Annotated in this window: 15 protein-coding genes and 1 pseudogene; 6 read left to right on the top strand and 10 right to left on the bottom strand. The window is 40.6% G+C overall.

From position 1 onward, the window contains the following. Positions 1–293: 293 nt before the first annotated feature. Both V7K79_RS13025 and V7K79_RS13030 read left to right on the top strand, forming a co-directional pair. Complete coding sequence (locus V7K79_RS13025; protein ID WP_335048208.1) at positions 294–548, top strand: GIY-YIG nuclease family protein; 255 nt, start codon at positions 294–296, stop codon at positions 546–548. Positions 549–686: 138 nt separating this feature from the next. Beyond that, complete coding sequence (locus V7K79_RS13030; protein WP_335048210.1) at positions 687–1,088, top strand: hypothetical protein; 402 nt, start codon at positions 687–689, stop codon at positions 1,086–1,088. Between the two features lie 103 nt (positions 1,089–1,191). Here V7K79_RS13030 and V7K79_RS29990 read toward each other — a convergent pair. From V7K79_RS29990 to V7K79_RS13040, 3 genes and pseudogenes are all read right to left on the bottom strand, one after another. Further along, positions 1,192–1,395: pseudogene (locus V7K79_RS29990) on the bottom strand (PIN domain-containing protein); the annotation flags it as partial. A 21-nt stretch (positions 1,396–1,416) separates the two neighbouring features. Next, positions 1,417–1,611, bottom strand: a complete 195-nt coding sequence (locus V7K79_RS13035; RefSeq protein WP_335048212.1) for a hypothetical protein — start codon at positions 1,609–1,611, stop codon at positions 1,417–1,419. Further along, on the bottom strand, positions 1,602–1,865 hold the full coding sequence (locus V7K79_RS13040; protein ID WP_335048214.1) for a hypothetical protein: 264 nt from the start codon (positions 1,863–1,865) through the stop codon (positions 1,602–1,604). Before V7K79_RS13040 ends, V7K79_RS13035 begins: the two co-directional genes overlap by 10 nt. Before the next feature lie 168 nt (positions 1,866–2,033). On the opposite strand from V7K79_RS13040, the gene V7K79_RS13045 reads away from it, so the two are divergent. Continuing rightward, on the top strand, positions 2,034–2,168 hold the full coding sequence (locus V7K79_RS13045) for a hypothetical protein (protein ID WP_335048216.1): 135 nt from the start codon (positions 2,034–2,036) through the stop codon (positions 2,166–2,168). 149 nt (positions 2,169–2,317) lie between these two features. Here V7K79_RS13045 and V7K79_RS13050 read toward each other — a convergent pair whose 3' ends face one another. From V7K79_RS13050 to sufB, 4 genes are all read right to left on the bottom strand, one after another. Next, entirely contained in the window at positions 2,318–3,580 is a 1,263-nt protein-coding gene (locus V7K79_RS13050; RefSeq protein ID WP_335048218.1) for a cysteine desulfurase, read from the bottom strand. A 93-nt stretch (positions 3,581–3,673) separates the two neighbouring features. Beyond that, the gene (gene sufD / locus V7K79_RS13055; protein WP_335048220.1) at positions 3,674–5,047 is read right to left on the bottom strand and encodes a Fe-S cluster assembly protein SufD; all 1,374 of its coding nucleotides are present in this window, start codon (positions 5,045–5,047) and stop codon (positions 3,674–3,676) included. Then, positions 5,047–5,838 (bottom strand): Fe-S cluster assembly ATPase SufC, encoded by a 792-nt coding sequence (gene sufC, locus V7K79_RS13060; protein ID WP_335048222.1) that lies wholly within the window; start codon positions 5,836–5,838, stop codon positions 5,047–5,049. The genes sufD and sufC overlap by 1 nt, the downstream gene beginning before the upstream one ends. A gap of 108 nt (positions 5,839–5,946) precedes the next feature. Continuing rightward, positions 5,947–7,386 carry a Fe-S cluster assembly protein SufB gene (gene sufB / locus V7K79_RS13065; RefSeq protein ID WP_335048224.1) on the bottom strand — a complete coding sequence of 480 codons (1,440 nt, stop codon included), beginning with the start codon at positions 7,384–7,386 and terminating at the stop codon, positions 5,947–5,949. 250 nt (positions 7,387–7,636) lie between these two features. Here sufB and sufR point away from each other — a divergent pair, with 250 nt between their 5' ends. Together sufR and V7K79_RS13075 are read left to right on the top strand one after the other, a co-directional pair. Beyond that, the gene (sufR, locus tag V7K79_RS13070; RefSeq protein WP_335048226.1) at positions 7,637–8,335 is read left to right on the top strand and encodes an iron-sulfur cluster biosynthesis transcriptional regulator SufR; all 699 of its coding nucleotides are present in this window, start codon (positions 7,637–7,639) and stop codon (positions 8,333–8,335) included. Between the two features lie 93 nt (positions 8,336–8,428). After that, positions 8,429–8,689, top strand: a complete 261-nt coding sequence (locus V7K79_RS13075) for a hypothetical protein (RefSeq protein WP_292867787.1) — start codon at positions 8,429–8,431, stop codon at positions 8,687–8,689. A 587-nt stretch (positions 8,690–9,276) separates the two neighbouring features. On the opposite strand, the gene V7K79_RS13080 is transcribed toward V7K79_RS13075, so the two are convergent. Together V7K79_RS13080 and V7K79_RS13085 are read right to left on the bottom strand one after the other, a co-directional pair. Further along, positions 9,277–9,909: a hypothetical protein gene (locus tag V7K79_RS13080; RefSeq protein ID WP_335048228.1), complete on the bottom strand. Its 633-nt coding sequence runs from the start codon at positions 9,907–9,909 to the stop codon at positions 9,277–9,279. 371 nt (positions 9,910–10,280) lie between these two features. Beyond that, positions 10,281–10,607 (bottom strand): YbjQ family protein, encoded by a 327-nt coding sequence (locus V7K79_RS13085; protein WP_335048229.1) that lies wholly within the window; start codon positions 10,605–10,607, stop codon positions 10,281–10,283. 640 nt (positions 10,608–11,247) lie between these two features. Here V7K79_RS13085 and V7K79_RS13090 point away from each other — a divergent pair. Further along, positions 11,248–11,928 (top strand): tetratricopeptide repeat protein, encoded by a 681-nt coding sequence (locus tag V7K79_RS13090; protein ID WP_335048231.1) that lies wholly within the window; start codon positions 11,248–11,250, stop codon positions 11,926–11,928. 2 nt (positions 11,929–11,930) lie between these two features. Here the strand turns inward: V7K79_RS13090 and V7K79_RS13095 are convergent, their stop codons facing one another. Next, the gene (locus V7K79_RS13095) at positions 11,931–12,833 is read right to left on the bottom strand and encodes an ABC transporter ATP-binding protein (protein ID WP_335048233.1); all 903 of its coding nucleotides are present in this window, start codon (positions 12,831–12,833) and stop codon (positions 11,931–11,933) included. Positions 12,834–12,852: the final 19 nt, after the last annotated feature.

Here is a 12,852-nt window from a genome sequence, read left to right on the forward strand (position 1 = left end):
CGGTAATACCGTGCCTTCTGCATTTATCTGAGTTTTCACCAGATGTAGAAAAAGAAAATGGTTAGCGCCAGCTAATCAAAAACTGTTCTGTTAACCTATTTTTTACGATGCTGCTTATTATGAAAAGTACATAACACCAAATCTAGTAGCAGTAAATATAAGTTTTTTATATGGTGCGGTTATCAGCTTATTTGGTGTAGTTTGACAGCCAAATATTGCTCTAGTAATTGATAAAATAGAACAAATGAACTATATTAAGAATAATAATTTTGCAAGGCTTTGTGAGGTTTTGAGTGAATTCTGGCTACATATACGCCCTAAAAAACAGGTCATTCGGTAGTAACATCATTAAGATTGGCATGACAACGCGAAAACCAGACGTTCATGCAAAGGAGATTTATCATGGTGCATCAGGAGTGCCTGAACCATTTGACATTGCTTTCGCCTGTAAGGTTGCTGATTGTGAAGTAGCAGAGAAGAAAATTCATCGAAGATTCAATGCATATAGAAGTAATAAGGTTAGAGAATTCTTCATTATTCCTATTTAAATTGCAAAAAAAGTTATTATTAGTGTCTGTCAAGAAGTTAATAAACTGTTTGGTTACTCGAATGATGAGCTAATTGTTATTGAAAACCAAATAACTGATAGTCTAGAGGACTGTGCTGATGACCCACCCGAAGTTGTTATGCTTAGTATAAATAGTATAGTTTCTTCTCCTCTGGGAACAAGTTTGCTGAGTGATGAGCAGAAAGCAAGGGTGGAGATTATTGCAGAAATCTTTGCAAATATTTTTCGAGATAACTTAGACGCTTGGATTATGGACTTTTCACGGGATCATAATCCAGAAACAGAGATTTATATTTGGGAACACATTGCTACAGCATTTTTAAAGATAGAGCAAGTTAAATTCCTTAGTGAAGAGCAGAAGAAAGAAGCCTTTGGTATTTTGCTAATGCGATCAATGACATCAGCTAGTAAAGTTCTTGAACAATTTAAACTAAAAACGTTTTCTAGAAAAGTAGCAAAGGAAATCCTACGTGAATACAAACTTGAGCCAAAACCACTTGAAGTACAGCGACGAGCTTAACGTTTGATCTTGATAGTAAAATGCATCACTCTTCAACAACAGGCGATCGCTTTGTTTTTGAGGTTTTCTGCAAGGCGATCGCTCTTTTGTTAACTATTTTTCTTTAAGGCAAAATTTCAAAGCTATCGCAGTGCTGAGGTCGATATAATCTGAAATCTCGCTGATCTAAAGTAAATATTTTTTTAATACCATAGCGTTCAGCTATAGCCATAACGCTTGCATCTACAAAATCAATCCGACTATCTGCATACTCATTCAAGATTTCCGCCACACGAATTACATCTTGGTCTGTTAAAGCTACTAAACTAAATCGACTTGCAGATAGTCCTTACAAAAAAGCTACAACTATAGCTACACCTGCATTACGTCCTACCAAATAAGCTAATTCTGCCAATACTGTTTGTGGTAACAGAATTTGTTTTTGTTGTGTATATACTATTCCAGCAATACTGTGCATTGCATCCGAACAGTTCAACAATGCTACAACAAAACCCGTATCAGCTACTGCTAAAGTTATTTCCACGTCCAACCAGATTTTTCAGTAATCTCTTGTTGGAGAATATCTTCCGACTTTATAGCTAAATCAGGTGTTCCTGCAAATAAGCCAATTAATGGGTCAGACACAGTATTATCAACTGTTTCTAACAATTGGGTTTCAAGATATAGCCTAACAGCTTCGCTGATAATTGATTCAGGAGATTGCCCTCGTTTACTAGCCAGATTTATGACTTTTTCTAGTAAAGTCTGTTCCAGCTTCCAGTTAAATGTAGAGTCCACCAGATAACTTCTCTCTCTTTAGTAATAAAAAATATTCTAACAAATAGGGGTTTGATACTCACTGTTATAATTTTTTATCTTTAAGTCAAATATACACAGCGATACTTACGGTAAGTTACGCTAACGTACTACTTTTCCACAATAGGCGATGTATGACGACAAGCTGCTATGCGTCTACGCTTTATTTTTGAGGTTTTCTACAACGCGATCGCCCACAATGCCATCATACAATCAGCGATCGCTTTGTTTTTGAGATTTTTTGCAAAGCGATCGCTCCTTTTTCACAACAGGCGATCGCTTTAGGTTTTGAGCTTACTCTTTACCCCCAAGCAAATACGGTTTCTTAGAAGAGGGATAAAAGAACTAAAAATCTAAATAATTAAATTGTGCCAAGTATTAGCAAGTTATGTTGCTGATATTTGGCACAATTAGGATTTGAATATTTTGTAACTTTAAGCAAGAAAACCCGCAAAAAATTCCAGACTTTCTTTCAGTGCTTTGATGAAAATATCAATTTCTTCGCGGGTGTTGTAGAAAGATAAACTTGCTCGTGCGGTTGCAGCAAGACCTAAGTAACGGTGTAATGGTTGAGTGCAGTGGTGTCCAGAACGGATAGCAACGCCTTCTTGATCTAATAATGTAGATAAGTCGTTGGCGTGGACTTCCCCGGTAGTGAATGACGCAAGAGCGGCTCTACCTTCCCCGTTAGCATTTGGTTTGGGGCCGTAAATTCTAATTTGGGGAATTTGCTCTAATTGTTGGAACAAATAAGCTGTTAATTCTGCTTCGTAAGCGTGGATTTTATCCATGCCAATACTGCTAAGATAATCTATTGCAGCACCAAGTGCGATCGCTTCTCCAATAGCAGGTGTACCAGCTTCAAATTTATGCGGTAATTCTGCGTATGTCGAATGGTCTAAATACACCTCTGCAATCATCTCACCACCACCAAAAAATGGTGGCATTGATTCTAGCAATTCCAACTTGCCATACAAAAATCCTATCCCAGTTGGGGCGCACATCTTATGACCGGATGCTACCAACCAATCACAATCTATCTGCTGCACATCGATAGGATAGTGGGGAACACTTTGGCAAGCATCAACTAAGAATTTAGCACCGTATTTGTGAGCGATCGCACCAATTTCTTTTACTGGATTAAGACAACCCAAAGTGTTAGAAATATGCACTACTGACACCAACTTTGTTTTTTCAGAAATCAGCTTTTGAAACTGTTCCAAGTCAAAAGTTTCTTCTGATGTCAATTCCACAAATTTCAGTACTGCACCCGTTTTTTGCGCCACCAATTGCCAAGGCACAATATTACTGTGGTGTTCCATCACCGAAAGAATAATCTCATCTCCCGGCTGTAAATTATTCATCCCCCAGCTATAAGCTACTAAGTTAATCGCCTCACTTGCGTTGCGGGTGTAGACAATTTCCTGACGCGATGCAGCATTGATGAATTTGGCAACTTTATCTCGCGCACCTTCATAAGCATCAGTAGCTTTAGCACTTAAAGTATGAGCGCCGCGATGTACATTAGCATTATATTGCTCGTAATAATCTTGTAGGGTATTTAATACGAACAAGGGTTTTTGTGATGTCGCAGCATTATCGAGATAAACCAGGGGTTTATCGTTGACTTTCTGATGCAAGATCGGGAAATCAGCGCGAACTTTATCAGCAAGGGTTTTGGTAGAGGTAAAAGTCATTGGTAGATTAGTTATTAGTCAGTAGAGACGCGATTAATCGCGTCTGTACAATGGTTATTAGAGACGCGATTAATCGCATCTGTACAATGATCATTAGTCATTAGTCAGAGACTTAAGATTATTGACTGTGTTTAACAGGATTTCTCGCAGAGAAGGAACTGGTATTTGGTTGATGATTTCGGCAGCGAAGGCGTTAATTAATAACTTCCGAGCATCATTTTCATCAATTCCCCGACTTTGCAGATAAAATATTTCATCATCTTCCAATTGGCTAACGGTAGCACCGTGAGCGCATTTTACATTATCGGCTGTAATTTCCAATTGGGGTTTGGTATCAACTCTGGCTTTTGATGATAGTAGCAAATTGCGATTCAACTGGGCTGCATTTGTCAACTGGGCTGGTTTGGGTACAAAAACTTTACCATTGAACACCGCATGAGCGCGATCGCCGACAATACATTTATGCAATTGCTCACTTGTACCGTGGGGATAGTTAAGTGCGATCGCACTGTGAGTATCAGACAACTGCTTACCAGTAATCACCGTCAAACCATTGAGAGTAGTTTGTGTCTGCTCACCAGTTTGCAAAATTTCCAAATTGTGCCGTGACAACTTCGCACCTAAAGTTATGGCATGACTTGTATATCGACTATCACGAGCTTGGGCGATCGCAGTTTTCCCAATATGAAAAGCCTCTGCACCTTCCCACTCAATCCTAGTGTGACTCACCTCAGCATTGTCACCCACCCAAACTTCCGTAACCGCGTTAGTTAAGTAAACTCCTTCCTCTGCGCTCTCTGCGCCTTGGCGGTTCGTATACTCTTCAACCAACGTCACCTGCGAACCACTTTCCGCCACCACCAAACAACGCGGCTGCGAAATCGTCGCCGTCTCACCCGCAACCGAAATAAACACCAAATGAATTGGCGTTTCAACTACTACATTCTTCTTCACCCACACCACAGCAGCATCAGTTATTCCAGCCGTATTCAGAGCAGTAAAAACCTCCTGCGCTCCCTCAGCTTGAGCTAAATACTGCCGTACACCTTCCTGCTCAACCGCAGACAAAGCAGCCAAATTACTCACCACAATTCCAGATGGTAAATCTGAAACTGCGGATAACTCCGGCGCAAAAACGCCATTAACAAATACCAAACGACTGTTAGCCGCTTCTGGCAAAATATCAAATTCTAGAGATGTAAAATTTCCCGTCTCTAGATTAAATTGCACCTTTCGCAGAGACGACAAATCAGTAAATCGCCATTCTTCCTCACGGGTAGTGGGGATAATCGAGTGACGTACCCAATTAGCAGCACTTTGGCGTAATTCTTGCAACCAACCTTCTGTTTTCGTTGCCGTTACTTGATTTAACAACCCAGTCAGATAATCATCTCTATCCAACAGAGTTGATGTCAAACTAACTTCATTTGAATTAGGAATTGTACTAGGAGATACTTGAATGCTCATTACACACTCACCTCAGCAGCTGCAAATTCTGCCAGTACCCAGTCATAACCACGAGACTCTAATTCTAGTGCCAGTTCCTTACCACCGCTCGTAATAATCTGCCCTTGTGCCATCACATGCACGAAATCAGGCACAATATAATCGAGTAACCGTTGGTAGTGAGTAATCAAAATTGTAGAATTTTCTGGACTTGCCAGTTGATTTACCCCATTCGCCACAATTCTAAGCGCGTCAATATCCAAACCCGAATCAGTCTCGTCCAAAATTCCTAACTTTGGTTCCAGCAGCGCCATTTGCAGAATTTCATTCCGCTTCTTCTCACCACCAGAAAACCCTTCATTCAAACTCCGACTGAGAAAACTGGAATTCATCTTCACTACATCCAGCTTTTCCTCAATCAAATCGTCAAAATCAAAGGCGTCTATTTCCTCTAAACCTTGCGCCTTGCGACGAGAATTGTACGCCACCCGCAAGAAATCCAAATTGCTCACACCCGGAATTTCTAACGGATACTGAAACGCCAAAAAGACACCACTTCTGGCGCGTTCCTCCGGCTCCAACTCCAACAAATTTTGTCCCTGAAAAATTATCTCACCGCCAGTCACCTCATACGCCGGATGCCCAGCTAACACCTTAGAAAAAGTACTCTTACCAGAACCATTTGGCCCCATAATCGCATGAATTTCACCCGATCGCACCTCCAGATTCACACCTTTCAAAATCGGTGTCCCATCAACATTAGCCGTCAGATTCCGTACCGACAGCACAACTTCGCTATTTTCAATAATCATCTTCTCTCCCTTCTCATTCTCTGCGCTCTTGGCGTCTTGGCGGTTCCTTATTGCTTTCTAAAGATAAACACAGAACGCGGATGTCTCTGTGTTTATCCTTGCCTCCATTTATCCAACACTGCCTTCCAACTTCAAACTCAACAACTTATCAGCTTCCACCGCAAACTCCATCGGTAACTGATTGAAAACATCCTTACAGAAACCGCTAACCATCATCGAAATCGCATCTTCTGCTGAAATACCTCGTTGAGCGAAGTAGAATAACTGATCTTCCCCAATTTTAGAAGTAGAAGCTTCATGCTCCACCTTCCCACTGTTATTCTGCACCTGGATATAAGGGAAAGTGTTGGCATGGGCATTATCCCCAATCAGCATTGAGTCGCACTGAGAATAATTTCTCGCCCCTTTCGCAGTCGGGTTGACTTTCACCAAACCCCGGTAGCTATTGCTAGATTTACCTGCGGAAATTCCTTTAGAAATAATTGTACTGCGGGTATTTTTACCAACATGAATCATCTTTGTACCAGTATCGGCCTGCTGCATATTATTTGTCAGCGCCACCGAGTAAAACTCACCTACAGAGTTATCACCCACCAATACACAGCTAGGATATTTCCAAGTAATTGCTGAACCTGTTTCTACTTGAGTCCAGGAAATTTTGGAATTTACGCCCTGACACAAACCGCGCTTGGTAACAAAGTTGTAAATACCGCCTTTACCGTTAGCATCGCCAGCGTACCAGTTTTGCACGGTGGAATATTTAATTTCGGCGTTGTCGAGAGCGACAAGTTCCACAACGGCGGCGTGTAACTGGTTGCTGTCATACATCGGTGCAGTACAACCTTCCAGGTAAGAAACATAACTACCTTCTTCAGCGACAATCAAAGTCCGCTCAAATTGTCCCGTATCACCAGAGTTGATGCGGAAGTAGGTAGACAGTTCCATTGGACATTTCACGCCTTTAGGAATATAGACAAAGGAACCATCGCTAAATACGGCAGCATTTAATGCGGCAAAGTAGTTATCAGCTATAGGAACAACGCTACCCAGATATTTTTTGATTAGTTCTGGATGTTCTTGCAACGCTTCCGAAATCGAGCAGAAAATAACACCATCTTCCGCTAGCTTTTCTTTAAATGTAGTGGCGACAGAAACGCTATCGAAAATCGCATCGACAGCGACGTTTGCCAGTCGCTTTTGTTCAGAGAGGGAAATGCCTAACTTCTCAAAGGTTTCTAAAAGAGTTGGATCGACTTCATCCAAGCTGTTTAGTTTTTCCTTCTTGCGTTTTGGCGCTGAGTAGTAAATGATATTCTGATAATTTATTGGCGGATACTTGACATTCGGCCAAGTTGGTTCCGTCATTTTTTGCCACTGGCGATAAGCCTTAAGGCGAAAGTCCAGCATAAACTGCGGCTCGTTCTTCTTAGAGGAGATCAAGCGGATAACGTCCTCGTTTAGTCCACGCTCAATTGTGTCGGTCTCAATGTCTGTGACAAAGCCGTACTTGTAGGGTTGGTTGACTAAGGATTTGACAGTGGCACTCATCGGTAATAATCTCTAGTGTTCGGAACTTGAATCTTTATAAGGATGGGAGTTGGGCTTTTGTTTAGCCGATTCCCATCTCGCATTACGGAATGGTTACACGGCTGCTAGAATAGTGGTGGAGAGTAAAACAACAGCTTTGTTGTTTAATGTATCTTCATTTTACGCTAAATTAACAACAACAATGTTGTCAAAGTCAAATTTTCAAAGAAATTTTTGGGACGTTCGCTGAACGTCTTGCAGCAACTATAAGATGGCGACTACCCACCAGTCCTCAACCAAGCAAGATATCCTAGAGTATCTGCACAAACACCAAAAAGCAACGGCTTTGGAGCTAGCTGAACTTTTAGACGTTACCCCGCAAGCGATTCGTCGCCATCTCAAGGATTTGGAGACGGAAGGGCTAGTTTTGTATTCGACATCAGCGCAGGCGGCGGGGATGGGGCGTCCGCAGCACCTTTATCAACTGAGTCGCCAAGGACGCGATTGCTTGCACCGCGCAATGAGCGATCGCTTTGGTGATGGCCACGGAAATTTTGCGGTTTCGCTACTAGACACCTTAGCCGAAACAGTAGGACACGATCAATTTAAATCGATTTTAGAGAAACAGTGGCAACGTAAAGCCCAAGAATATCGTGATCGCGTGGGTAATGGTTCACTACGAGAACGTGTAGCCAAGTTAGTAGAGTTGAGAAAAGCGGAAGGCTTCATGGCAGAGTATCATCCTGTTGATGTGAAAGACTCCTTTGAGAGCGATCGCTTTATCTTAATGGAGCATAACTGCGCTATTTCCAACGTTGCCGAGTCTTTCCCCAGCATTTGTGGTCACGAATTAGAAATGTTTGCTGCCGTCTTACCTGATTGTACCGTAAAACGCACTCACTGGATTATTGATGGCGAACATCGTTGTGGCTATTTAGTACAAGTTCGCCAGCCCAATTCTCATCAATAAATTCGATTTTACATCTAGCTGCGGTAATGGATAATAACTGAATAGTAACTATTCATTTCCAATCAATAATCAATTAAGTTTGAGATAGCGTTTATGGACGTACCACCACAGCAACCATCAGCACAATTTTTAACTCTGGAAGAGTCCGCAAAAGTAGATGCTGCCTTGTTATCTTCTCCAGAAAAGTTTTTAACAAGATTGACAATTTCATCACTGAAACTTTTGAAGCATATTGCTCAAGAGTACGGTGTTGATATTGAAGATTTGACGGCACAGCAAGTAATTGCCTGGTTTGAAAAGGATGGTAAAATTCGACGCGAGCAGGGAATTGAAGGTTCATATCTGAAATGGTGATTTGCAAGAGTAAAATTTTCCTTGCATTTACTTAGAAAAAATAACCATAAAAATATTGCGCTTTTAAAAAACAGAAATATTTCTTATACCAATTCTCTGTAAACTTGCACTAAATAATTTAATCTCTCTTGTTGCTCTTTTCTTGGCGTTCTTCTCTAACGAGACGCTGCGCGTTGGCAAAAGCCTCTGGCAGAGAAGGCAGTTCGTTTTAAAAATAAAGAGCATCTTCACAAAGAATTGGTGTTAGAAGCGTGATATTCACAGATAAGCAATTTTGCCTAAAGTCTTAAGTACTTCGCAATATAAAACATAGTATTATAGCCGTAGTCACATAGGTTAGGACGTAATGACAAGCGTGAATGCTAGGAATAGTAATAGTTCTACCTCCTGCCTCCAGCATAGCTGCCTCCTGCCTCCTGCTATAATTGCCAGTTGGTTGATGACCCTGATGCACTAAGACAAATATTTTAGCAACAGTAAAATTAATTGGACGCTACAAACGCCAACCATAAATAATAAACAAAAAACACCTTTTTCAAGGTGTTTTTATTTAAAAATAAATAACATTTGATTTTTCAAACAATTATTTAAGCATTGTAAGTGTTAGTCCGAGGACTACGAGCGCCAGTTACGGCTCCAATCATTGAGGCTATTAAACCTAACAAAGAACCAAACACAAACCACCACAATCCCGAACGTACATTAGCTGCCGTTTCACGAGCTTGTTGGGCACTTATGTTTGCTTGTGGTACATTAACACCACCTTGCTGTTGTACCTGATTTATGACTTCCCCAGCGTTAGAAGCAGCAACACCAAAAGCACCAGATACTCCACTTGCTAAAAGCCATGAGCTAACTGCCAAAGTCGTTGCCCAAAGAATTGCGCCGTTAAGAAGAGCTGTATTGCGGTTCATCGGCCCACAAGCACGGGCTGTAACCCAACCACCAGTAAAGAGGGAAATTAGCAAAGCAATAGTTGACCAAAGCCCTGCATTACCCGCAGCGTTGGGGGCAATTGTTCTAGGTGCAGCTGAACCTTCAACTGTGCCTGCTGCAACCGCACCAATGATAGCGCTCAAAATTAATTGGGTAGCTAAGGAAACCAACAAACCAGAGATAATTGGGCCCCAGCGAACAAGATCGTGATATTCAGTTACTCGGCCTGCTACCACCGGCCCAGTAGGAATAGCCTCATCACCTGTCCGATTTACGTATGACATAGCTTATGTTCTCCAGTGCTGTTTCAGCAAAATTGCTGCTCAGGTAAATTCATGTTTATATTTAGAATTAAATAGCTAGATTATCTACTTTTATATCTATCAATAGAAATATTTAATAAGTCTATCTTTAGTGGTAAAAAATAGACTAAACTAACAAATTTTAATAAATTTTATGGTCTATTTTTTATATATTTTTTAATAGTTTTTTAGAGATTATCCATATAAAATAAATAAAAAACTTTAAATGACAATACAGTTATTAGCTGCTATCGTGAATCAGCTTTTATTCTCTAGAAAATTCAACTTAAGATAAAAGTTTGTAAACCCAATCAAAATATATTAAAAAGACTAATTAGACAACCAATAAAATATTAACGCATCTTGACTGCGGTGCCTGTGGCAGTAATCAGCAAAAGCACTCCTGACTGGTCAATATTTATTGTGCCAGTATCAATTTCAATCCCAATTACAGCATTTGCTCCTAAGCGTTGGGCGCGTTGTTCTAATTCTTCTAGTGCCTTGCGTTGACCCTGCTCAAATAAACGCTCATAGCTAGCAGTGCGTCCACCGATAATATCTCGAATACTAGCCAAAAAATCCCGTAAGAAATTGCTGCCGTAGACTACTTCTGCTGTCACAATGCCTAAATATGACTCAATCACGGCTCCTTGAATTACATCAGTGGTAGTTATAATCATAAATTAACCTTCTAGATGGGATATATCTTGATATTTATTATCAAAGTGCTTGAGCAATTGTAATTATTATTACAGAATACAGTTTTGATAAACATCCACTCACACAATTTTAGATTGCGCTTTGGGTTTTAGTATTCTCCTAAACAGATTAATGGAACATTTTACAATTTAAATTTATTTTACCTTTGAATGAGCAAAAAAGGATGTAAATGCCTAAATGAGAACTTCTCAAGGGTTACTATCAAGGATTAAAAATGTCAGAAAACTTGGATACAGAGTCAGCAAATTATTAAATAAAATAAAAATAGAAATAAATATTAAAGGCTAGAAGCTTGCTGTATCAGAATCTAGGATTAAGTCAGATGCCTATTGAGTTTTTTTGAGTAACACGTATAACTACTGATGAAAAGATGTGTTGTTTTGCTATAGTACTGGTTTATATGTATGGTATTTTCACCTGCTCCTCCCTCGCTGACACTTCATCTTTCAGTAAAAATTCTGTTATGTAGTGTTAAATGTAAAGGAAAGGAGAATGAACTATTAACATCTTAATCAATACGAAAAAATACAGTTTTCAAAAGCCCATATTTTTGTTTTAATGTACAAGAAAAAAGTCCCCTAAAATTTCAGGAAATTTACTGTGTACAAACCAACATCATTCGTGTTTAGTGTGGTGTTACTAGGATGTTTTACTTTCACCATACCTTCAGTAGCTCAGGCTCAGGTATTAGTGGCGCAGGGTAAAAACCCAGAGTTAAAGCAATTACTAGAGGAAGGACGGAGATTAGTGAATGGTGGTGATTATGGTGGTGCGATCGCTGTTTATCAGCAAGCAGCAAGTATAGATCCCAAGAATGCTAAAATTCATTCAGGTATTGGGTATTTATACGCGCAACAGGGAAATTACCAGGCAGCATTAACAGCTTATCGTCGGGCGATCGCTATCAATCCTAACAACAGTGATTTTTACTATGCTGTGGGTTACATCAAAGCCAATTTGGGCGATACACGTGGGGCAAAGGAAGGCTATCGTCGTGCCATACAGCTAAACCGTAACAACGTTAACGCCTATTTAGGATTGGCTGTGACGCAATCGCGTATGGGAGACTATAATGCAGCTACTTGGGCATACCAACAAGCAATCGATTTGGATAAAAACAACGCCCAGACTTATGAGTTGATGGGTTCAATGTATAAACAGCGACGACAAGCTAAACAAGCAAACAGCTTGCTTCAGAAAGCCCGTGACTTGTACAAGCGGCGCAATGACTCAGATGGCGTAGAAAGGGTAGAAGCCTTGCTGCGGCAGTTAGGAGGATGAGATTAATCTAACTGGCGTCCCGTTAATTCCACAAAAATATCTTCCAGATTAGAGGGACGCACCATCATTCCGGTTTTATCGGGCTGTTCATTCAAGTAGATATTTGCTGCTTCCAAAGATGGAAAAAACAGATATTCCCAATTACGAACGCTATCACTTCCGACATTAGACGCACCTAATTGTTTCATCACCAAACCTTCACCGTGAGCAGAACGCAGCTGTTGTAAAGTTCCCAAAGAAATTAGCTTACCGTTATCCATAATACCGATGCGTCCTGGCTTGGCAGAGTTAAAGGCATTGCACAAAAATTCGACCTCATCCATATAATGGGTTGTTAGTAGCATCGTCATCCCTTGTTTATTTAAATCCCGAATAATTTCCCAGAGGCGTCGCCTAGTCTGGGGGTCTAATCCTACTGTTGGTTCATCCAAAAACAAAATTTGCGGTTGATGCAATAAAGCTCTGGCAATTTGCAACCGTCGTTTCATACCCCCAGACAGGGTTTTTACCAAATCATTACGTTTTTCTGCTAGCTCAACATACTCTAGCCATTGATTTATCAATTTTTGTCGCTGCGGGTTATTAATGTGATGTAGTCTCCCGTGCAGTTCCATATTTTCCCAGACGGTTAAATCGTTATCCACACTGACTTGTTGCAAGACTACGCCAATACTCTGTTTTGCCAACATTGCTTGGTTAATAACATCATACCCACCTACTTCTATCCGTCCTTGGGACGGTTTGGTGAGTGTGGTCAGCATCCGAATTGTGGTTGATTTACCCGCACCGTTCGGGCCAAGTAGAGCAAATATTTCCCCCGCTTCAATTTGGAATGACAAGTCATTGACTACAGATACATTGTTGTAAAACTTGTAGACGTTTTCTAAAAAGACAGCAGCAGTCATGGATAAATTTGCTCACACT

The sequence above is a fragment of the Nostoc sp. genome, from assembly GCF_036917575.1.
Classification (GTDB): domain Bacteria; phylum Cyanobacteriota; class Cyanobacteriia; order Cyanobacteriales; family Nostocaceae; genus Nostoc.